At 58.5% G+C, this 21,747-nt stretch carries 18 protein-coding genes and 5 tRNA genes; 7 read left to right on the top strand and 16 right to left on the bottom strand.

What is annotated here, in order from left to right:
* Nucleotides 1–96: 96 nt before the first annotated feature.
* From rpsO to MTP40_RS04550, 16 genes are all read right to left on the bottom strand, one after another.
* Nucleotides 97–351 (bottom strand): 30S ribosomal protein S15, encoded by a 255-nt coding sequence (gene rpsO / locus MTP40_RS04625; protein WP_005933138.1) that lies wholly within the window; start codon nucleotides 349–351, stop codon nucleotides 97–99.
* A gap of 144 nt (nucleotides 352–495) precedes the next feature.
* On the bottom strand, nucleotides 496–1,419 hold the full coding sequence (ribF, locus tag MTP40_RS04620; protein ID WP_238078160.1) for a riboflavin biosynthesis protein RibF: 924 nt from the start codon (nucleotides 1,417–1,419) through the stop codon (nucleotides 496–498).
* A 6-nt stretch (nucleotides 1,420–1,425) separates the two neighbouring features.
* Entirely contained in the window at nucleotides 1,426–2,310 is an 885-nt protein-coding gene (truB, locus tag MTP40_RS04615; protein ID WP_154276479.1) for a tRNA pseudouridine(55) synthase TruB, read from the bottom strand.
* On the bottom strand, nucleotides 2,310–3,299 hold the full coding sequence (locus MTP40_RS04610) for a DHH family phosphoesterase (RefSeq protein ID WP_238078461.1): 990 nt from the start codon (nucleotides 3,297–3,299) through the stop codon (nucleotides 2,310–2,312). Before MTP40_RS04610 ends, truB begins: the two co-directional genes overlap by 1 nt.
* Nucleotides 3,300–3,316: 17 nt before the next feature.
* A complete protein-coding gene (gene rbfA, locus MTP40_RS04605; RefSeq protein ID WP_097772525.1) occupies nucleotides 3,317–3,706 on the bottom strand; it encodes a 30S ribosome-binding factor RbfA in 390 nt (129 codons plus the stop codon).
* A 136-nt stretch (nucleotides 3,707–3,842) separates the two neighbouring features.
* Nucleotides 3,843–6,320 (bottom strand): translation initiation factor IF-2, encoded by a 2,478-nt coding sequence (infB, locus tag MTP40_RS04600; protein WP_097770980.1) that lies wholly within the window; start codon nucleotides 6,318–6,320, stop codon nucleotides 3,843–3,845.
* On the bottom strand, nucleotides 6,317–6,694 hold the full coding sequence (locus MTP40_RS04595) for a L7Ae/L30e/S12e/Gadd45 family ribosomal protein (protein ID WP_005933129.1): 378 nt from the start codon (nucleotides 6,692–6,694) through the stop codon (nucleotides 6,317–6,319). The genes infB and MTP40_RS04595 overlap by 4 nt, the downstream gene beginning before the upstream one ends.
* Entirely contained in the window at nucleotides 6,681–6,977 is a 297-nt protein-coding gene (gene rnpM, locus MTP40_RS04590) for an RNase P modulator RnpM (protein ID WP_238078460.1), read from the bottom strand. Before rnpM ends, MTP40_RS04595 begins: the two co-directional genes overlap by 14 nt.
* A 36-nt stretch (nucleotides 6,978–7,013) precedes the next feature.
* The gene (gene nusA / locus MTP40_RS04585) at nucleotides 7,014–8,129 is read right to left on the bottom strand and encodes a transcription termination factor NusA (RefSeq protein WP_097770979.1); all 1,116 of its coding nucleotides are present in this window, start codon (nucleotides 8,127–8,129) and stop codon (nucleotides 7,014–7,016) included.
* A gap of 35 nt (nucleotides 8,130–8,164) precedes the next feature.
* Entirely contained in the window at nucleotides 8,165–8,656 is a 492-nt protein-coding gene (gene rimP / locus MTP40_RS04580) for a ribosome maturation factor RimP (RefSeq protein ID WP_097770978.1), read from the bottom strand.
* Nucleotides 8,657–8,833: 177 nt separating this feature from the next.
* Nucleotides 8,834–9,310 (bottom strand): hypothetical protein, encoded by a 477-nt coding sequence (locus MTP40_RS04575; protein ID WP_156075063.1) that lies wholly within the window; start codon nucleotides 9,308–9,310, stop codon nucleotides 8,834–8,836.
* 220 nt (nucleotides 9,311–9,530) lie between these two features.
* Nucleotides 9,531–10,772, bottom strand: coding sequence for an aminopeptidase (locus MTP40_RS04570; RefSeq protein ID WP_249259897.1), 1,242 nt, complete (start codon nucleotides 10,770–10,772; stop codon nucleotides 9,531–9,533).
* A 132-nt stretch (nucleotides 10,773–10,904) separates the two neighbouring features.
* Nucleotides 10,905–12,326: a glycine--tRNA ligase gene (locus tag MTP40_RS04565; RefSeq protein WP_249259896.1), complete on the bottom strand. Its 1,422-nt coding sequence runs from the start codon at nucleotides 12,324–12,326 to the stop codon at nucleotides 10,905–10,907.
* A gap of 218 nt (nucleotides 12,327–12,544) precedes the next feature.
* Nucleotides 12,545–13,030, bottom strand: a complete 486-nt coding sequence (gene rlmH / locus MTP40_RS04560; protein ID WP_097770974.1) for a 23S rRNA (pseudouridine(1915)-N(3))-methyltransferase RlmH — start codon at nucleotides 13,028–13,030, stop codon at nucleotides 12,545–12,547.
* 211 nt (nucleotides 13,031–13,241) lie between these two features.
* The gene (locus MTP40_RS04555) at nucleotides 13,242–15,491 is read right to left on the bottom strand and encodes a DNA gyrase subunit A (RefSeq protein WP_249259895.1); all 2,250 of its coding nucleotides are present in this window, start codon (nucleotides 15,489–15,491) and stop codon (nucleotides 13,242–13,244) included.
* 184 nt (nucleotides 15,492–15,675) lie between these two features.
* Complete coding sequence (locus MTP40_RS04550) at nucleotides 15,676–17,667, bottom strand: DNA gyrase/topoisomerase IV subunit B (RefSeq protein WP_098922902.1); 1,992 nt, start codon at nucleotides 17,665–17,667, stop codon at nucleotides 15,676–15,678.
* Between the two features lie 326 nt (nucleotides 17,668–17,993).
* Between MTP40_RS04550 and MTP40_RS04545 the strand changes: the two genes are divergently transcribed.
* The 7 genes from MTP40_RS04545 (at nucleotide 17,994) to recG (ending at nucleotide 21,739) form a co-directional block, all read left to right on the top strand.
* Nucleotides 17,994–18,069: transfer RNA gene (locus tag MTP40_RS04545), tRNA-Phe, on the top strand.
* A gap of 40 nt (nucleotides 18,070–18,109) precedes the next feature.
* Nucleotides 18,110–18,185, top strand: a tRNA-Gly gene (locus MTP40_RS04540).
* 30 nt (nucleotides 18,186–18,215) lie between these two features.
* Nucleotides 18,216–18,289, top strand: a tRNA-Asp gene (locus tag MTP40_RS04535).
* A gap of 36 nt (nucleotides 18,290–18,325) precedes the next feature.
* Nucleotides 18,326–18,401: transfer RNA gene (locus MTP40_RS04530), tRNA-Gly, on the top strand.
* Nucleotides 18,402–18,430: 29 nt separating this feature from the next.
* Nucleotides 18,431–18,505 (top strand) — tRNA-Cys (locus MTP40_RS04525).
* A gap of 103 nt (nucleotides 18,506–18,608) precedes the next feature.
* The gene (locus MTP40_RS04520) at nucleotides 18,609–19,613 is read left to right on the top strand and encodes a PDDEXK nuclease domain-containing protein (RefSeq protein WP_442900440.1); all 1,005 of its coding nucleotides are present in this window, start codon (nucleotides 18,609–18,611) and stop codon (nucleotides 19,611–19,613) included.
* Between the two features lie 65 nt (nucleotides 19,614–19,678).
* Nucleotides 19,679–21,739, top strand: a complete 2,061-nt coding sequence (gene recG / locus MTP40_RS04515; protein ID WP_035394160.1) for an ATP-dependent DNA helicase RecG — start codon at nucleotides 19,679–19,681, stop codon at nucleotides 21,737–21,739.
* The last annotated feature ends 8 nt before the right edge of the window (nucleotides 21,740–21,747 follow it).

The following is a 21,747-nucleotide window of genomic DNA, read 5'->3' as shown; positions in this document are numbered from 1 at the left end:
CTCGATTTACTGCTGCAACGCGCAGCAGCGGCCTGTTGTTCCTCAAAAAGAGCAAAGGGCAGGCACCACATTGCGGTACCTGCCCTCTGTTTTCTATTACTTACGCAGACCCAGGGTTGCGATCAGAGCACGGTAACGCTCGATGTCCTTCTTCTGGAGGTAGGCCAGCAGATTGCGGCGGCGGCCAACCATCTTCATCAGACCACGGCGGCTGTGGTGATCGTTAGGGTTCTTCTTCAGGTGCTCGTTCAGCTCGTTGATGTGAGCGGTCAGCAGAGCGACCTGAACCTCGGGGGAGCCAGTGTCCTTCTCGGTCAGAGCGACTTTGGCCATAACTTCCTGCTTGTTCATAGTAACAGTACCTCTTTATAAAATTTTATTTGCCGTCGGCACAGAATGCGGGAAAACGGTACTCCCGAACGGGCATACTCCCAGCCCCGTGCCGCGGTAACATGGCTAGTATAACAGAAATCCGTGCAAAAAGCAAGAAATATTTTACTGTGATCTCGCAAAATATGCCTTGGCACGCCGGGCCGCATGGTCGATGCAGGCCTTCAGCTCATCCAGGGTATCAAACTTTTTGCTGGGGCTCAGGTAGGCGTAGAACTCCACCACCGGGTCGGTGCCGTAGAGGTCGCCGGAAAAATCCGGGATAAAGGTCTCGCAGGTCACCTTGGTCTCGTCCGAATTGACGGTGGGCCGGGTCCCCAGGCCGGTGGCCGAGGGATACCAGGTATCACCGATCCGGGTGCGGGTGATATAGATGCCGTAGCGGGGCATCTGGAAGCCCGCCGGATAGATCTGATTGATGGTGGGCACGCCCAGCGTGCGGCCCAGACCCGCCCCGTGCTGCACCGCAAAGCGGATGGCGTAGGGCATCCCCAGCATGGCGTTGGCGGCAGGCACATCGCCGCCCTCCAGTGCCGTACGGATGCGGGTGGAGGACACCGGCTTTTCCTCAAACTGTGCCATGGGCACCACCACGACCTCCACCCCCAGCGGGGAGCAGAGCTCCTTCAGCAGCTCGGGGGTCCCGGCGGCCTTGGCACCAAAGGTAAAGTTTTCGCCGCAGAACAACGCCTTGGCGTGGCAGTCCTGCACGATGCCGTACACGAACTGCTCCGGGGTCATGGCGCGGATCTCCTCAAACTCGGGGCAGAGGTAATACTCCACACCCAGGCTTGCGATCAGGGCGTGCTTGTCCTCGGTGGAGAGCAGGCGGCGGCCCTTCATTTTGCTGTCAGCGGGCAGCTTGAAGGTGAACACCGCCGGGGCAGCGCCGTGGGCCTTTGCCCACTCCACTGCTCCCTCAATGACGGCACGGTGGCCGATGTGGATGCCATCGAAGTAGCCCATGGCAACAGCAGTGCCGCCCTCATGTTCCAGCGCCAGGGGCGACAGAGATGAAACGATTTGCATTGGTCGTCAGTTCCTTTCCACGAACAGCTTTTCCACCTTGAGCACACCGTTCACCACATTGGCAAGACCCAGAAACTGCCCTCCGGCGTTCCGCACGCGGTAGCGGCCGTCGGCAGCGGGATAGCGGCTGGTGGGGCACCCGTTGTAGAGGTGCTGCTCCACCCGCTCGTCCGCCACCAGCAGCGGCAGGCTGGCGAACACGCTTTCCACCGGCAGCATCAGAGCCTGCAGGGCCTCCGGCCCCGCGTCCTTTGCCGCCTGGATCTCTTCCAGCGTGTGGGCATCGGCTTCGGAATACACCCCGGCGGCCACGCGGCGCAGGGCGCTCATGGTGCCCTTCTGGCCCATGGCTTCGGCGATCTCCTCCAGCAGCACCCGGATATAGGTGCCCTTGGAGCACTTTACGGTCAGGGCATACTCGTTTTCCGCAGGGCTGCCCTCGTACCGGATGTCCAGGATCTCGATCGGCCGGGCCTTGCGCTCCACGGTCTTGCCCTCACGGGCCAGCTTATAGAGCGGCTGGCCGTTGATCTTGACCGCCGAGTACATGGGCGGGGTCTGCATCCGGGGGCCAAGGAACTGCGGCAGAACGGCCAGCAGCTCCTGCTCCCCTGCCGTTACCGGGGCGGTCTCCAGCACAGTGCCGGTCACATCGCCGGTATCGGTGCGCTGGCCCAGCCTGAGAACAGCGCGGTAGGCCTTGGTGTGGTCCAGCTGCAGATCAACTGCCTTGCTGGCCCCGCCGCAGAACACCGGCAGAACACCGGTCGCCATGGGGTCCAGCGTACCGCTGTGGCCCAGTTTCCGGGTGCCCAGAATGCCCCGCAGCTTGGCAATGACATCAAAGCTGGTCCAATCGGTGGGCTTATCAACAATGAGGATCCCCTGCATCATGCTTCCTCCTGCGGTGCATCAAGAACAGCTTCCACCTCAGAGAGGATCGCGCTCTTGGCATTGTCAAGGTTGCCCAGCAGCTCACAGCCCGCCGCACGGGTGTGGCCGCCGCCGCCCAGACGGCGGGCAATGGCACAGGCATCCACGCCCTTGGCAGTGCGCACGCTGATGCGATAGCTGCCGCCGGGCTGCTGGCGCAGGGTCAGGCCGACCTTCACGCCCTCAATGCTGATGGGCAGGCTGGTCAGCTCTTCCAGATCCGCAGGGTCTACCCTGCTCTGCTCGATCTCATCCCGGGTCAGGTAGATGAGGGCGCAGCGGCCATCCAGATGATATTCCAGATGGTTGCGGGCGATCCGCTCGGCTTCCATCCGCTCCCGGGACTTGGTGTCAAACAGCAGGGTGTTCAGCTCCTCCACATGGGCACCGGCCTCCATCAGCTTGGCAGCAGTGATGTGGGTGCTGGCCTTGGTGGAAGAGAACCTGAAGCAGCCGGTATCCGTGGACAGGCCGGTATACAGGCAGTCGGCAATGTGGGGGGTGATCTCCACATGCATGGCACAGATCACCTCATACAGCAGCTCTGCCGCAGCGGCGGCGCTGCCGTCCAGCAGCGTGAACTCGGCGTAGCCGCTGTTGCCTGCATGGTGGTCGATGCACAGGTCCACATGGCGCGTGTACTGGGGAACGCCGTTGCCCTCGCCAAACAGCTGGACGCTGGCAACATCCACAGCCACCACGATCTGCGGCTCAAATTCGCCCTTGAACAGGCGGGGGTTGGTAAATGCGTACCGGCCGGGGATGGGGTCGGCGCAGAGCACGGCTGTGTGTTTTTCCAGTGCAAGCAGCGCATAGTAGAGCGCGCTGCCGCAGCCGACCGTATCACCATCCGGGTTTTTGTGGCACAGAATCAAGATGTTATCTGCAGCAAGCAGCTTTTCTGCCATCTGCTGTACATTCAGCTGTTCTGTCATCCCATGTTCCATCCTTTCCGCAAGGCTGATTATTCCTCGGTCTCTTCCGGCTGGCTGGTTTCCTCAGCGTCACCGTTCACGTTCAGCGTGCGGAGCAGCTCATTGATGTGGGCTGCGTAGGCGGCACCGTCGTCCTCCACAAAGATGAAGCGCGGAGCCTTACGGATGTGCATCTTCTTGCTGACCTCGGTGCGCACATGGCCTGCGGCACGGTTCAGTGCCTCGATGGCGGGCTTGGGGCCGTCCTCGCGGCCCATCACGCTCACATAGACCTTTGCAACATCCAGGTCAGGTGTCACATCCAGACGGGTGACGGTCAGCAGACCGCCCTCCAGGCGGGGGTCCTTCAGCCGTCCGATGATGGCAATGACCTCACGCTTCATATCCTGGGCAAGACGACCCATATTTTTCTGAGACATAAATTTCTCCTATAATAGCCTCTCCGTCATTGCTTCGCAATGCCGCCTCTCCTAATAGGAGAGGCAAGCACACGCCCCGCCTGGCTCCCCTGCCAGGGGAGCTGGCGAGCGGATGCGAGCCTGAGAGGTTTTTCAATTAGTCCCGATATTCTTCCATCTTGAAGGCCTCGTAAACGTCGCCTTCCTTGACATCGGCAAACTTTGCCAGCGTAACGCCGCACTCGTAGCCCTCGGCCACTTCCTTGGCATCATCCTTGAAGCGCTTCAGAGATGCGATCTCGTCCTCCGTGATGACGATGCCGTCACGGACAACGCGCACCTTGCTGTCGCGGGTGATCTTGCCGCTGGTCACGCGGCAGCCTGCAACGGTGCCCACGTTACTGATCTTGTAGACCTGGCGGACCTGCAGCTCACCCAGAGCGACCTCGCGGAACTTGGGAGCCAGCATGCCCTTCATAGCATCGGTGACATCGTTGATGGCATCGTAGATGACGCGGTACATCCGCATCTCGACCTTGGTGGCAGCGGCTTCTTCCTTGGCCACGTTGTCGGGGCGGACATTGAAGCCGATGATGATGGCGTTGGAGGCATCGGCCAGGTCAACGTCGGACTTGCTGATGGCACCGACACCGGCGTGGATGACGCGGACGCGCACCTCATCATTGGAGATCTTCTCCAGGCTCTGCTTGACGGCCTCGGCGGAGCCCTGCACATCAGCCTTGACGACAATGGCCAGCTCCTTCATATCGTTCTGTGCCATCTGGCTGAACAGGTTATCCAGAGTGACCTTCTGGAAGGAGGAGAACTGCTTCTCCTTGGCAGCGGCAATGCGCTGCTCTGCCAGCTCACGGGCCAGACGCTCGTCGGCAACGGCCTCGAACAGGTCGCCTGCCTCGGGCACAGCGGTCAGGCCGGTGATCTCCACGGGGGTGGAGGGGCCTGCATCGTTCAGCAGCATGCCCTTGTCGCTGCGCATGGTACGCACACGGCCCACAGCGGTACCGGCAATGATGACATCACCGGCATGCAGGGTGCCGTTCTGCACCAGAATGGTGGCGATGGGGCCCTGGCCCTTGTCCAGACGAGCCTCAACAACAGCACCCTTGGCGCGGCGGTTGGGGTTGGCCTTGAGCTCCATGACCTCGGCCTCCAGCGCGATCCGCTCCAGCAGGTCGTTGATGCCCATGCCGGTCAGTGCGGAAACGGGGATGCAGGCCACATCGCCGCCCCAGTCCTCGGTGATGATGCCGTACTTGGTCAGGCCTTCCATCACGCGCTCGGGGTTTGCAGTGGGCTTATCCATCTTGTTCATGGCCACGATGATCTTGACATTGGCAGCCTTGGCGTGGTTGATGGACTCCACGGTCTGGGGCATGATGCCGTCATCGGCGGCAACGACCAGAACAGCGATATCGGTCATGTTGGCACCACGGGCACGCATGGAGGTGAATGCCTCGTGGCCCGGCGTATCCAGGAAGGTGATCAGGCTGTCGTTGATCTTGACCTGATATGCACCAATGGCCTGGGTGATGCCGCCAGCCTCGCCTGCGGTGACATTGGTCTTGCGGATGGCATCCAGGATACTGGTCTTACCGTGGTCAACGTGGCCCATGACACAGACAACGGGAGGACGCTCCACCAGATCCTCGGCGGAATCCTCCTCCTGGGTGAACAGGCGCTCCTCGATGGTCACATGCACCTCGTGCTCGACCTTTGCGTGGAACTCCTCAGCCAGCAGAGATGCGGTATCGAAATCGATCACATCGTTGATGGCGTGCATCTCGCCCATCTGCATGAACTTGGCAATGACCTTGCCGGCCTGCTGCTTCAGGCGGGCAGCCAGCTCGCCGACAGTGATCTCATCGGGGATCATCACCTTCAGCTGTGCGTTGCGGGCCTTTTCCAGCTGGATGCGCTGCAGGCGCTCGAACTCGGTCTCGCGCTTGCCCTTCTGGAACTGCTGGCGCTGGCGCTGGCCGCGCTGGGTGAACTTCTGCTTGTTGCCCTGCGGGGTGGGCTTGCGGCGGTTCTCGGTGTTCTTGGTGGAAGCCAGATCGTCGTAGCGGGCATCAAAGCGGTCCACGTTCACATCCACAGTGCGGGTATCGACCGTCACCTGGCTGTCCTCGCGGCGGACAGAGACGGACTGAGCGGGGGCAGCAGAGGCCTTGGCACCGGTCTCGCGGGCCAGCTCGCTCAGGGAGACAGTCTTCTCCTCGCGCTTCTTGTGCTGCTCGTTCTTCTTCTCGCCGTGCTTATTGTTGTTATTGTTTGCCTTGGGCTGCTCTGCCTTTGCGGCAGGGGCAGCGGGCTTTGCCTCGGGCTTCTTCTCAGCAGCCTTGGGCTCTGCCTTTTTCTCCGCAGGCTTCTCGGCCTTTTTCTCCGCCTTCTTTTCAGGCTGGGCAGGCTGCTTTGCGCTGTTCAGATACTCGTCCAGGCTGGCAACGCTGTTGTCCTTGCTGAATTTCTCCAGCAGGTAGTTCAGCTCGTTCTCCTCCAGGGTGGAGCTGTTCTTCTTGCCGGTGCTGCCCATGGCAGCCAGCTCATCCAGGACCTTCTTTGCAGAAACATTCAGATCCTTTGCAAAATCGCTCACTTTATATTTTACGGTCATTCGCTCATATCCTCCTCATTTTTGATTGCCCCGCAGTCCGAAAGACGGTCAAAGCAGAGCTTTGCGAGGTTGCGGTCAGTCACCGCGTAAACAGCCACAGGCTTGCGGCTGATATCGGCCAGGCGGTCCTGGGTCAGCGGCATGGAGATCACGTCCACCAGGTCGCCCACAGCGTAGTTCAGGCGCTGCACGGTCTTGGCGCTGGCATCGGACGCGACCATTACCAGCCATGCCTTGCTCTTGACGCAGGCATCTTCCACGGCATCAAAGCCCATGGTCAGCGCGCCTGCCTTGCGGCAGAGGCTCAGCGCCTGGAACAGCGCTTCTTCCGGGGCCATTTTGGGCTTTTCGGGGGTATTGTTATGCTTCGCCATTCGGCTGGGCCTCCTTTTCCACGTCGGCCAGCTGTGCGGCCAGCGCATCGTAAACCTCGGCGGGAACCGGCTGCTCAAAGCAGCGCTCCAGCGCCTTTTTCTTTTTGACCTTTGCCAGACAGGCCGGGTCCGGGCAGAGGTAAGCGCCGCGGCCCGGCTTCTTGCCCACAGGGTCGATGCTGATCTCGCCGCTGGGGGCGCGCACCACCCGCACCAGTTCCTTTTTGGGGCGGCTGGTCATGCAGCCGATGCACTGGCGGGCAGGGATCTTTTTTTGTGCCATCCGGTTTCCCTCCTTCAGGTGCGGTCACAGCCGCTCTTACTCAGCGTCCTCGGTCTTGGGCTCGGCAGCCTTGGGCTCCTCGTCCTCGCCGTAGTAGCCGCTCTCGGGGCGGATGTCGATGTTGTAGCCGGTCAGGCGGGCGCACAGGCGGGCGTTCTGGCCCTTGTTGCCAATGGCCAGGCTCAGCTGCTGGTCAGGCACGGTGACGCGGCAGGAGCGGGTCTCGCCGGGCAGCAGCTCGACCTTGAGCACCTTGGCGGGGCTCAGGGCTGCGGAGATGAACTCGGAGACATCCTCGCTCCACTTGACGATATCGATCTTCTCACCGCCCAGCTTCTCGACCACAGCGGCCACACGGTCGCCGTGGGGGCCGATGCAGGCAGAAACGGGGTTGACGTTGGCATCCTTGCTCCAGACAGCCATCTTGGTGCGGGCACCGGCCTCGCGGCTGATGGCCTTGACCTCAACGGTGCCGTCATAGATCTCGGGCACTTCCAGCTCGAACAGGCGCTTGACCAGGCCCGGGTGGGTGCGGCTGATCATCACGCGGGCACCGCGCTCGCCGCTGACCACGTCCACAACGTAGACCTGCAGGGTCTGGCCCTCGGTGTAGGTCTCGCCGGGCACCTGCTCGTTGCGGGGCAGGATGGCCTCGCCGCCCTTGCCCAGGTCCAGGGCCACGATGCCCTTCTCGTTGTCCACGCGGGTAACGGTGGCCTGGATGATATCATGGGCGCGGGACTGGATCTCGCTCAGCTGCTGGCTGCGCTCGGCTTCCCGGATGCCCTGACGGATGACATGCTTTGCGGTCTGGGCAGCAATGCGGCCGAAGTCCTTGGTCTTGAGGGGGGTCACAACGCGGTCGCCGACCTCATAGCTCTTGCGGATCTTCTGGGCCTCGGTGATGCCGATCTCGGCGTGCTCATCGTACCAGTCCTCATCGGCGACAACGTTCTGCACCAGAGCGACGTTGAACTTGCCGCTGTCGGGGTCGATCTCCACCAGAACGTTGTCGTCCTCGACCTCATAGTTCTTCTTGACAGCGATCACGATAGCAGCCTTGATCTTCTCGATCAGGTACTCTGCGGTGATGCCGCGCTCATGCTCCAACATGGAGAGAGCTTCAAAAAATTCATTGTTCGCTGCAGCCATTTTTCGGGTTCCTCCTAAATATCATTCTTTCTCTTTTAATCAAACAGGTCCTCGTCGTCACACAGGCGCACCGTGCTGACGGCGGAAAGCTCAAACTGCATGGGGCCGGCCGGGCCTTCCAGCGTGATGGTATTGCCTTCGCGGGAAGTCAGGAGACCGGAAAACTCCTTAACACCGTTCTCGTTGGCCCGGTACAGCCTGACGCTGATCTTCTGGCCCCGAACGGCTTCGTAGTGCTCCGGGCGGGTCAGCTTGCGGCCCAGGCCGGGGCTGCCGACTTCCAGATAATAGCTCTGTTCAATGGGGTCTGCCTCATCCAGGATGGGGTCCAGCGCATGGGAGACATCGGCACAGGTGTCGGTGTCCATGGTGGTGCCGTCCGTTTTGTCGATGAGGACACGGAGATACCAGTCCGGCCCTTCCTTTTCAAAGACCACGTCCCACAGGCGCAGGCCCATGCCCTCCACAGTGGGGCGGACAAGCGCTTCGACTCTCTGGGCGGTATTTCCGCCAGACTGCTTCGCCATAAAAACCTCCAAACAAACAAGAAACGCGGACCTTGCGGCCCACGTTTCAGTAAAAGTTATATCGTACTATTAGAATATAGCATACTTCCGGTAATTATGCAAGGGGTTTCGTGAAATTTTGCCTTATCCTTTGCCGTACCACAGCACTTCAAGAATCAAAACCTTCTCACAATCTTCTTATGCATCATAGGTTTCCACTTCTGTTTTTGTATCTCCACACTTGGTACAGACATAATAATAAGTCACCTTGATAAAATCTCTTCCAATCGGCATATTCCGGAATTCCTCCCGGACAACCTTATCAAGATCATAATTATGCTTGCAGGTATCAGGTATAATCGGTTCCGGGGATACATCACGTGCTTTTTGTTCTGCCGCTTCAATCAAACGGAACATTTCGCTCGACTGCTGCGCCACATGCTGATTTACATACGCTTCCACTTGCGTAAAATCATAGCTGGAAGTTCTTGAAGTTTCAACAAGTTCTTCTGCCTTTTCTTTTCCCAGAACCAGCTCCAGCATACTGTCAATCCGTTTCTGGGTCTCTGTTTCAAAATATCGATCGATTCTGGAGGTGTCAAACGCCGCAAAAGCCGTTGCGCCAATTGCTACTACAAAAATCAGGCTCAATAATACAGCAGTCAAACGTTTCATAATTACATCTCCCTTCGGCTTATGATGCAGTTCTGTCAAAGTACACTTCTTACAATAAAAGTATAACACGCCTTTTTTTGATGTCAATATTTTTCTTTCATGTGAAATATCTTTTGTGCATTCATACAATTATCAAGTTTCTAGTCGTTCTAAATAAGCAAAAATCCTTACAGACTAATCACAGACTGTAAGGATTTAACGAATTATTTATATTGAACGATTACAGCACCCAGACACCGTCACGGAAGAGTTCCACGATTCGTCCGTCACGGCACTTGCCGGTGATATGGCTGTCCTCTGCACCGATCATCACATCCTCATGGATGGTGGACTGGTTCATGCCGCGCTCTTCCAGCTGCTCCTTGGTCAGGCCGGTGCCGCCCTCGGTGGTACCGGGGTAGCTGGCACCAAAGGCGATGTGGCAGGCAGCGTTCTCATCGAACAGGGTGCTGTAGAACAGCGCGCCGCTGCGGTTGATGGGGCTGGATGCAGGCACCAGTGCCACCTCACCGATATGGCGGGCTCCCTCGTCGGTATCCAGCAGCCGGCCCAGCAGGTCAGCGCCCTCCTCGGCTCCATGCTCAACGACCTTGCCATCCTTGAAGGTGACATGGAATCCCTTGATGAGCTGGCCATTGAACACATAGGGCTTGGTGCCGTAGACGATGCCGTCCACCTTATCCTTGTGGGGAGCAGTGAACACTTCCTCGGTGGGGATGTTGGGCAGGAAGAACACGCCCTTCTCGTTCTTGCTGCCGGCGCTCTCCCAGCTGGCCTTCTCGGCCAGGCCCACGGTCAGGTCAGTGCCGTTGGCGCTCTCAAAGTGGACGCTCTCCAGATCAAGAGCATTCATCTTCTCGCCCAGACTGGTCAGACGGTCCAGATGTGCCTTCCACTCGTTGACGGGGTCACCACCGGTCACGCGGCAGACATCAAAGATGAGCTGCCACAGCTTCTCGATGGCAGCATCCGTATCCAGCCCGGGGAACATCTTCTTTGCCCAGGGGGCGCTGGGCATGGCGGCAATGGACCACTGCACCCTGTCGTTCATGGTGTACTCCCGCCAGGGAGCCATAAATTTCCGGTTGGCGGCGTTCACACGGCTGATCTTGGCACCATCCAGACCGGCGTAGACCTCGGGGTCATCCGCAATGAGGTGCAGCACGCAGACACTGCCCTCGCTCTCTGCGTAGTCGAGGTAGCGGCGCAGCTGGTAGGGCTTGCTGTCGGTCAGGGCTTCCTCGCTGCCCAGCTCCATCCGGGTGCGGGATACGGCATTGTCGCTCCAGTCCACCTGAACATCACGGGCTCCGGCCTCGAAGCCGCTGCGCACGCACAAGCGGGCCAGCGGGGCAGCCTCCAGCGGGCAGCGGATGATCATGGTCTGGCCCGGCTGAGGGTTCACGCCCACCCGGACGATAAAGTCAGCATATTTTTTGAGCAGTTCATCAAAGTTTTTCACAAAAGGTTCCTTTCTGCCGCAAGAAACGGCATGGTCATTTGTTTCAGTATAACCGTTTTGCGCGGAGATGTCCACCCGAACAACAAAAAAGGAGCCGCCACAAAACGCAGCAGCTCCCAGAAAATGCTATTTTCAGAACTCGATCTTGCTCTCGATATAGCTCTTGAGCTCGGAGATAGGCATACGCACCTGCTCCATGGTATCACGGTCGCGGACGGTGACGCAGTTGTCAGCTGCGATCCCCTTGGCCTCGTCACCCACGGTGTCGAAGTCCACGGTGATGCAGTAGGGAGTGCCGATCTCATCCTCGCGGCGGTAACGCTTGCCGATGGAACCGGTATCATCGTAGTCCACCATGAAGTACTTGCTCAGCTCGTTACGAATCTCCATGGCCTTGTCGCCCAGCTTCTTGCTCAGGGGCAGCACAGCACACTTGTAGGGAGCCAGAGCCGGATGCAGACGCAGGACGGTGCGGACATCTTCCTTACCCTTGGCATCGACCAGATGCTCCTCATCGTAAGCCTCGCACAGGAAGGCCAGCGCCACACGGTCGCAGCCCAGAGAGGGCTCGATCACGTAGGGGATGTAGTGCTCGTTGGTCTCGCTGTCGAAGTACTCCAGGCTCTTGCCGGAGGCCTCCTGATGGCGGGTCAGGTCGTAGTTGGTGCGGTCTGCAATACCCCACAGCTCGCCCCAGTCGGTGAACGGGAAGGCGTACTCGATATCGGTGGTGGCACGGCTGTAGAAGGCCAGCTCTGCAGGCTCATGGTCACGCAGACGCAGGTGCTCCTTCTTGATGCCCAGGCTCAGCAGCCAGTTCTCGCAGTAGTTCTTCCAGTAAGCAAACCAGTCCAGATCGGTGCCGGGCTTGCAGAAGAACTCGCACTCCATCTGCTCGAACTCACGGGTGCGGAAGGTGAAGTTGCCCGGGGTGATCTCGTTGCGGAAAGCCTTGCCCACCTGGCAGACACCAAAGGGCAGCTTGCGGCGGGTGGTGCGCTGGATGTTGGCAAAGTTGACAAAAATGCCCTGTGCGGTCTCGGGACGCAGGTAGCAGGTAGAAGAGCTGTCCTCGGTAACACCGATGGCAGTCTTGAACATCAGGTTGAACTTGCGGATGGGGGTGAAGTCATGCTTGCCGCAGACAGGGCAGACGATGTCCTCGTGGTCGGCGATGAACTGATCCATCTCATCAAAGCTCATGGCATCCACATTGACCTCGGGATGCTCCTCACCGATCAGCTTATCGGCACGGTGGCGGGCCTTGCAGGCACGGCAGTCCAGCAGGGGGTCAGAGAAGCTGGAAACGTGGCCGGTGGTCACCCAGGTCTGGGGGTTCATAATGATGGCGGCATCCAGGCCCACATTGTAGGGGCTCTCCTGGACAAACTTCTTCAGCCATGCTTTCTTGACGTTGTTCTTGAACTCAACGCCCAGGGGGCCGTAGTCCCAGCTGTTGGCAAGACCGCCATAGATCTCAGAACCGGGGAACACGTAACCACGGTTCTTGCAGAGATTGACGATCATATCAAGGGTCTTTTCGCTCTGTTCCATTGTAATAACATCCTTTCCGTCCGCGGCTGGCTTGCCGTGTCGTGTGTGTTGTTTCGGGCAGCTTTCCCCACTGCCGCGTATCTTTACTTTATCATGTTTTCTTCTTTTTGTAAAGATAACCTCGCCGTCAATGCTTCGCATTGCCACCTCTCCTAACAGGAGAGGCAAGACAGCAGCTGTGTAAATAGGGGAGCTGGCGCAAAGCGCCTGAGAGGTTCTTACTTATGATACTTCATACCGGCATTGATGGTACAGGCCCGGTAGATCTGTTCGGTCAGCACCAGGCGGGCCAGCTGATGGGGCATGGTGATGCGGCCCATACTGAATCTGAGGGCTGCGGCTTTTTTCACCTCATCGGACAGGCCGTGGGAGGAACCGATGACGAACGCCACATCCCCTGCCCCGCTGTTTGCGCGGTCGGCCAGAAACTGCGCCAGCTCATCGGAGGATATCTGCCTGCCCTCAATGCACATGGCAACGATGGCAGCACCCTTGCGGACGTTGGAGAGGATGGCTTTTCCTTCCTTCTCCAGTGCTTTTTTCACCACAGCATCGGAGGCATTTTTCTCCTCGATCTTTTCCTCCGGCAGCTCAATGATCCGGAATGCCGCAAAGGCAGCCAGACGCTTCTGGTACTCTGCCACGCCCTCGGCAAAATATTTTGCGTTCATTTTACCAATACAGATCAGGTCGATGTTTTGCATTGGGTCGTCCTTTCTTGCATATCATCATGTTCTTTGTGAAAACAAACCCTCTCAGGCGCTCCCCGCCAGCGTCCTCGCCCTCTCAGTCACCTGCGGTGACAGCTCTCCCAAAGGGAGAGCCAAGGACGTAGAGGAAACGCTTCTTGCCTCTCCCTTTGGGAGAGGTGGCAAATCCGTCAGGATTTGACGGAGAGGGCGAGCACGCTGCCCTTTACAGCAGGCTCATCTGCTCACCCTCGTCCTCGGCGCGGATAAGAGCGCCGGTGGCGGGCAGGCTGCGGACACGGTAGCGGTGGGGGTTGGCAAGCTCCAGCGTTTCTGCCGGAACGACAGATGCAATGGTCTGGTTCTTTTTCAGGGTCACAACAGCAACACCCTGGCTGTCGCGGGTGGTCTTGGCAGCGATCTGCGCCGTGTTGACCAGCAGCATCCGGCCTGCGCTGGTGCGGATGGCCAGCTCCGTGTCCTCGGGCAGGAAGAGCAGCTTTGCCAGCGGCTCCTTGTCGGAGTAGGCCTTGAGCAGCTTGCGGCGGTTCTGCTTGGTGGCGTAAGAGGCCAGCGGGATCTTTGCGCACTTGCCGCCCGCAAAGAAGAAGAGGACATAACCGCTGTAATCGCCCGTGATGACCATAGCGAGGATATTCTCGCCCTCATCCATTCCCAGACGGCCCGGCAGGTAGATGCCCATCTGGGCCACCTTGCCGTCCTCCAGCTCGTTCAGGCGCACCTTGTACACCTGCTGTTTGTCGGTAAAGAAGAGGGCCTCCACGTTGTTCCGCGTCTCCACCTGATGGATGATCTCATCGCCCTCTTTCAGCTTGTGGGCACCGGCGGTGCGCAGGCTCTGGGGCGGGATCTTTTTCAGGTAGCCCTCACGGGTAAAGAACACGGTAACGGGATAATCCGGGACAGCCTCCTCTTCGGCACCGCTCTCCTCCTCGGGCAGATCATACAGGATCTCGCTGCGGCGGGGCTGGGCGTACTTTTTGGCCACATCGTTCAGCTCATTGATGATGATGCGGCGGATGCGGGCAGGCTTTGCCAGAATATCGTTCAGGTCGGCAATGTCCTTTTCCAGCTGTTCGATCTCACCCGTCCGCTTGAGGATATACTCCCGGTTCAGGTGACGCAGCTTGATCTCAGCCACATAGTCGGCCTGCACCTCGTCGATGCCAAAGCCGATCATCAGGTTGGGCACCACCTCGGTCTCCTCCTCGGTGGTGCGGATGATATGGATGGCCTTATCGATATCCAGCAGAATGGCGGCAAGGCCCTTGAGCAGGTGGAGCCGCTTTTCCTTGCCGTGGAGATCGTAGTAGGTGCGGCGGCGGACACACTCCATCCGGAAAGCGGTCCACTCCTGCAGGATCTCCCGCACACCCATGACCCGGGGCTGACCGGACACCAGCACGTTGAAGTTGCAGCTGAAGCTGTCCTCCAGCGGGGTGGTCTTGTAGAGCTTGGCCATCAGCTTTTCCGGGTCCACGCCGCGCTTGAGGTCAAGGGTCAGCTTGAGGCCGTTCAGGTCGGTCTCATCCCGCATATCGCTGATCTCTTTGATCTTGCCCGCCTTGACCAGCTCGGCGATCTTGTCCATGATGGCTTCCACAGTGGTGGTGGGCGGGATCTGCGTGATCTCCAGCATATTCTCGCCGGGCACCACATTGTACCGGGCACGCACCTTGATGCTGCCCCGGCCATTCTCATAGACCTCCCGCATCTGGGCCTCATCGTACAGGATCTGGCCGCCGCCCACGAAATCCGGGGCTGGCATAGTGGTGGAGATATCGTGTTTGGGATCTTTCATCAGGGCCACAGTGGTGGCGCACAGCTCTGCCAGATTGAAGGAGCAGATGTTGCAGGCCATACCCACCGCAATGCCAAGGGTATTGTTGGCCAGAATAGTGGGGAAGGTCACGGGCAGCAGGGTCGGCTCGGTGGTGGTGCCGTCGTAGTTGGGCACAAAGTCCACGGTCTCCTTATCAATGTCCCGGAACAGTTCCTCGCAGACACCTTCGAGCTTGGCCTCGGTATAACGGGCAGCGGCGCAGGACATATCCCGGCTGTACGCCTTGCCAAAGTTGCCCTTGCTGTCCACAAAGGGCACCAGCAGGCTCTCGTTGCCCCGGCCCATGCGCACCATGGTATCGTAGATGGCGGCATCACCGTGGGGGTTCAGGTGCATGGTGCTGCCCACGATGTTGGCCGACTTGGTGCGGGCACCCTTCAGCAGGCCCATACCGTACATGGTGTACAGCAGCTTGCGGTGGGCGGGCTTGAAGCCATCGATCTCGGGCAGGGCGCGGGAGACGATGACGCTCATCGCGTAGGGCATATAGTTGGTCTCCAGCGTGCTGGTGATGGGATCTTCCAACACACTGCCCGCATTCAGGATCTCAACGCCGTCACCCAGCTGCGGGCGGACAGGCTTGGTCGTTTTTTTGGTTGTTCGTTTTGCCATTTTTGCTCCTCTATATCAGCATCTATATCCCGGATCCAACCCCTCAGTCTCGCATACGCTCGACAGCCCCCCTAATAGTGGGGCCCTTGGCATAGAGGGGAACTCGCAGGGCGTTCCGCAACGCCAGGGCCTCCCCTACTAGGGGAGGTGGCAATGCAAAGCATTGACGGAGGGGTTTACCTCGTCAGCTCACATCCAGATCATCCAGATATTCCGCGCCGTGCTGTGCAATATGTTCTTTTCGTCCGGCCAGGTTGTCTCCCAGCAGCAGGTCAAACACCCGGGCCGTTTCCTCCACGTCCGTGGGCAGCACCTTGATCAGGCGGCGGCTCTCGGGGTTCATGGTGGTCAGCCACATCATCTCGGGGTCATTTTCGCCCAGACCTTTGGAGCGCTGGATGGTATACTTTTTGTCGCCGATCTCCTTCAGGAAAGCTGCCTTTTCTGGCTCGGTGTAGGCAAAATAGGTGTGGTCCTTTGTGGTGATCTCATACAGCGGCGATTCCGCGATATAGACATAGCCCTCGTTGATCAGAGTGGGGGTCAGCCGGTAGAGCATGGTCAGCACCAGCGTGCGGATCTGGTAGCCGTCCACGTCAGCATCGGTACAGATGACAATCTTGTTGTAGCGCAGGTTATCGATGTTGAAGGTGGCAAGCTCCTTGTTGTGCTTGCCGCCCAGTTCCACGCCGCAGCCCATGACCTTGATAAGGTCCACGATGACATCGGACTTGAAGATGCGGGCGTAATCGGCCTTCAGGCAGTTCAGGATCTTGCCGCGGATGGGCATGATGGCCTGATATTCACTGTCGCGGCTCTGCTTGACCGCGCCCATAGCGGAATCGCCCTCCACGATGTAGAGTTCCCGGCGGGAAGCATCCTTGGTGCGGCAGTCCACGAACTTCTGCACCCGGTTGGCCAGATCGATCTGGGTGGAGAGCGTCTTTTTGATGCTCTGGCGGGTCTTTTCGGCGTGCTCGCGGCTCTGCTTGTTCACCAGCACCTGCTGGCAGATTTTCTGGGCCTCCTCCGGCTTTTCAAGGAAGTAGACCTCCAGGTAATGCTTGAGGAAATCAGTCATGGCCTGCGAGACGAACTTGTTCGTGATGGCCTTTTTGGTCTGGTTCTCGTAGCTGGTACGGGTGGAGAAGCTGGACGAGACGTAGACCAGGCAGTCCTGCACATCCTGGAAGCTGATGGCGCTCTCGCCCTTCTTATAGAGGTTCTTGTCCTTCAGGTATTTGTTGATCTGGTAGACAAAAGCCGTGCGGACGGCGTGCTCGGGGCTGCCGCCGTGTTCCAGCCAGGAGGAGTTGTGATAGTATTCCAGCAGCTGCACCTTATTGGAGAAGCAGAAGGCAGCGCTCATCCGCACCTTATAATCCGGCTGATCCTCACGGTCACGGCCGGAGGCCTCGCTTTCGCAGCTGAACACCGGGGTCAGGGTGTCCTCTCCTGCCACCTCCTGCACATAGTCGGCGATGCCGTTCTGGTAGCACCAGCTCTCCTTCCAGGGCTTGCCGGTGGCGGGGTCCTTCTCCTTTTCGTCCGTAAAGTTCAGAGTCAGGCCCGCGTTGACCACGGCCTGACGGCGCAGCACATCCTTATAGTAGCTGCCGGGCACGTCAATGTCCGTAAACACCTCATCGTCGGGCTTCCAGTGGATGATGCTGCCGGTACGGCGGCCCTTGTAGGGCTCCTTCTGCAGGCCGCCCACGTTCTCACCCCTTTTGAAGTCGAGGTGGTAATGAAAGCCGTCGCGGTAGATATCGGCGGTCATCCAGGCAGAAGCGTACTGGGTGGCGCACAGGCCCAGACCATTCAGGCCCAGGCTGAACTCGTAGTTGTCCTCGCCCTCACCGTATTTGCCGCCCGCGTACATCTCACAGAACAGCAGCTCCCAGTTGTAGCGGCCCTCGCCGTTGTTCCAGTCCACGGGCATACCGCGGCCAAAGTCCTCCACGATCACGCTGCCGTCCTTGCAGCGGGTCACATTGATGGTATCGCCGTGGCCATCGCGGGCTTCATCGATGGAGTTGGAGACGATCTCAAAAATAGAGTGGGCGCAGCCCTCCACGCCGTCTGAGCCAAAGATGACGGCCGGGCGCTTGCGCACACGGTCGGCACCCTTCAGCGAAGTAATGCTTTCGTTGCCATATTCCTGTTTTCTTGCCATGCTGTCCTCCGGGCCTGTTCTCTTGTAATGAGCAGGTCGTCAAATCAAAACGCCTTTGCTCTTTCCCTTATAATAAGTATAAGCGATGTGTAAAGAGCAAAAGCGTCGGTGTTCTTTTCTTTTATTAAACCATAGGTTGTATTACTTGTCAATTTCTTCGGGCAGATTTCTTGTCCTCCCGATCCGGCAGAAAAACGCGCAAAAAGTCATTCTTATTTTGCGCGTTGAAACGCACAAAACGAAAAAAATTTCAGTTTTTTTCAAAAAATTTGAATTTACCCCTTTACAAAATCAAAATTTCAGGTATAATAATCATCGTCCGGTGCGCCTCTGTAGCTCAGTCGGTAGAGCAGGGGACTGAAAATCCCCGTGTCATTGGTTCGATTCCGATCGGAGGCACCACCTTTCAGAAGAACAAGAATTACTCCTGTTCCTCTGATATGCGGCCGTAGCTCATCTGGTAGAGCGCCACCTTGCCAAGGTGGAGGTAGCGAGTTCGAGCCTCGTCGGCCGCTCCATAACGGAGTGGTAATAATCACTCCGGATATGGCCCGGTAGCTCAGTTGGTTAGAGCACCAGCCTGTCACGCTGGGGGTCGTCGGTTCGAGCCCGATCCGGGTCGTCTTTCCCTGTGGTGCAAGGGTAAATGCACCAATATGCGGCCGTAGCTCATCTGGTAGAGCGCCACCTTGCCAAGGTGGAGGTAGCGAGTTCGAGCCTCGTCGGCCGCTCCAAATGGAGTGGAAATATTCACTCCAAATATGGTGACGTGGCCAAGTGGTAAGGCAAGGGTCTGCAAAACCCTCATCCACCAGTTCAAATCTGGTCGTCACCTCCAAAAGTTCCCGGAAGCTGCGGCTTCCGGGATTTTTTGTTTTGCTTTTCTTTTCCCCGTTCCCGTGTTACAATGGTGATACTATTTTGCGAAGGGGGCCGGCAAAGTGCTCTTGAATTCCAGCGAATATCTGAATACCGTTGAATCCATCAAGCAGGAAATTCGCGCGGCGCAGTATCGCGCATCTGTCAGTGTCAACCGAGAGCTTCTGCTTCTCTATCATACGATCGGCAATACGATCAATGCACATAAGACCTGGGGCAGCAAATTCATTGAAAGCCTTTCTGCCGATATCAAACTTGCTTTTCCGGACGCTTCCGGTTATTCCGTTCGGAACTTGAAGTATATGGCAAAATTTGCCCTTGCTTACCCTGACGAGGAATTTGTGCAACAGCCTGTTGCACAAATTCCGTGGGGACACAATACCGTTCTCCTGGATAAGCTTTCCTCACCAGAAGAACGCCTATGGTACGCTGAAAAAGTTATTGAAAACGGTTGGTCTCGGAATGTTTTGATTCATCAGATCGAGGGTGGATTATATCAACGTCAGGCCATTGCATCAAAAATCACAAATTTTGAAGCTCGTCTGCCCGCCTCGCAAAGTGAGCTTGCCTTGCAAACGATGAAAGACCCCTATCTCTTTGATTTTATCCCTTTGAAAGAAAATATGCTGGAGCGGGATATCGAGCAGGCTCTTGTCAAAGATGTCACCAAGCTTTTGCTGGAGCTGGGCACTGGCTTTGCTTTTTTGGGCAACCAGTATCATCTGAATGTCGGCGGTGATGATTTTTATATCGACCTGCTGTTTTATAATCTGAGCCTGCGCTGTTATGTTGTGATCGAATTGAAAACCGGTGAATTCAAACCAGAGTATGCCGGACAGCTCAATTTCTATCTTTCTGCGGTAGATGGATTACTGAAAAAAGAGCAGGATCACCCTTCCATCGGCCTTCTTCTCTGCAAAAGCAAGAACGATCTGGTTGCAGAGTACTCCCTTAAAGATATGAGCAAACCCATCGGAGTCAGCGCATACCGTATCACAAGTTGCCTGCCGGAAGAGTTTGAAAATCAGCTGCCTTCTGTTGAGGATCTTCAAAAGCGAATTTTGTAAGGCAGATTTTTCCCCGTTCCCGTGTTACAATGGGGATACTATTTTTGCGGAAAGGAGGGCCTGCCATGCCCGCTGAACATCACACCACCCTGACCCCGGACACGCCGGTGCGCTACCTCAAGGGCGTGGGGCCCAAGACCGCCGAGCGGTTCGAGAAGCTGGGCATCGTGACACTGGCCGACCTGCTCTGCCACTATCCCCGGCGTTACATCGATTTTTCCCGTCCCTACTCCATTGCCGAGGCCCCGCCAGACACCGAGTGCGTGGTGAAGGCTGAGGTGTTCGCCAAACCTGCCGGGCGCATCCTGCCGGGCGGGCGGCGGATGGAGCGCATCACCGCCGGAGACGATGTTTCCAGCCTGGAGATCACCTGGTTCAACAATCCCTATGCCACCCAGAAGCTGGAGCTGGGGCAGGAATACTATTTTGAGGGCATCGTGACCGGCGGGATGCTTCGCCGTCAGATGGTCAACCCGCAGGTGCGCACGGCGGCACAGATCACCGCCGCTCCCTTCGAGGCCGTTTACCCCCAGACCGAGGGGCTTTCCAGCACCGTGATTGCAAAATGCATCCGGCAGCTGCTCCCCCATGCGGAACTCCTGCCCGACCCGCTGCCAGAGGAGATGCTGAAAAAATACCGCCTGCTCTCCAAGGCCGATGCCGTGCGGGCCATCCACTGCCCTGCCACGGAGGAGGAGGCTTTTGCAGCCCGGCGGCGGCTCATCTACGAGGAGCTGCTGGTGCTCCAGTTGGGCATTGGACGAATGAAGAACCGGGGCAGCGCCTCCACCGGTGCACCCATGCAGCGGCTCGACCCGGCCCCCTTCTGGGCATCACTCCCCTTCTCCCCCACCGGTGCCCAGCGCCGGGCCGTAGACGAAATTCTGACCGATCTGTCCGGCAGCACCTCCATGAACCGCCTTTTGCAGGGCGATGTGGGCAGCGGCAAGACGCTGGTTGCCGCCGCCGCCATCTGGGCCTGCATCCGCAGCGGATATCAGGCGGCCCTGCTGGCCCCCACCGAGATCCTTGCCGCCCAGCACGCAGAGAATCTGAACCGGATGCTGGCCCCCTTCGGGATGCGTGTAGCCCTGCTGACCGGCGGCATGAAGGCCGCCGCCCGCCGCACCACGCTGGCTGCCATCCGCAGTGACGAAGCCGACCTTGTGGTGGGCACCCACGCCATCCTGAGTGAGGGCGTGGAGTTTGCCCGGCTGGGTCTGGCTGTGGTGGACGAGCAGCATCGCTTCGGCGTGCGCCAGCGCGGAATGCTGGCCGAAAAGGCCGCAAACCCCCATCTGCTGGTGATGAGCGCCACGCCCATTCCACGCACATTGGGCCTGCTGATCTACGGTGATCTGGACATCTCTATCCTTGATGAGCTGCCCCCGGGCCGCAAGCCCGTCAAGACCCGGTGCATCACCGGAAAAAAGCGGCGGGATCTCTACGGCTTTCTTGACCGGGAGATTGGAGCCGGACGGCAGGTATATATCGTCTGTCCCGCCATCGAGGACACGCCGGACGGCGGGCTGAACGCCGTAAAGAGCTACTACGAGGACATTGCCAAAGCCCTTCTCCCTGACCGCCGGGTCGGTCTGATGCACGGTAAGCTCAAGCCAAAAGAAAAAGCCGCTGTAATGGACGATTTCAAAGCCGGCCGGCTGGATGCCCTGGTATCCACCACCGTCATCGAGGTGGGCGTGGATGTCCCCAACGCCACCGTCATGGTCATCGAGAATGCCGAACGCTACGGCCTGAGTGCCCTGCACCAGCTGCGGGGCCGCGTGGGCCGGGGTGCCGCCGAGAGCTGGTGCTTCCTTGTCAGCGACAACACCGCCGAGAGCGTCCAGAAGCGGCTCAAGTTCCTCTGCTCCACCTCGGACGGCTTTGCCGTGGCGCAGTTCGACCTTGAGACCCGCGGCCCCGGCGACTTTTTCGGCAGCCGACAGCACGGCCTGCCCACCCTGCAGATCGCCGACCTGATGAACGACACCCGCACCCTTCACGCCGCTCAGGCCGAGGCCGCCGCTCTGCTGGCCGCAGACCCCCTGCTGGAAGCGCCGGAGCACAGCCTGCTCGCCGCGCAGGTCGAACAGATGTTCACAAAGGCTGGAGCTATGAATTGAAACAATAA

The sequence above is a fragment of the Faecalibacterium sp. IP-3-29 genome (genome assembly GCF_023347335.1).
Classification (GTDB): Bacteria; Bacillota; Clostridia; order Oscillospirales; family Ruminococcaceae; genus Faecalibacterium; species Faecalibacterium duncaniae.
Note: the sequence above shows the minus strand (reverse complement) of the source record. Positions and strands in the feature narration are given on the sequence as shown.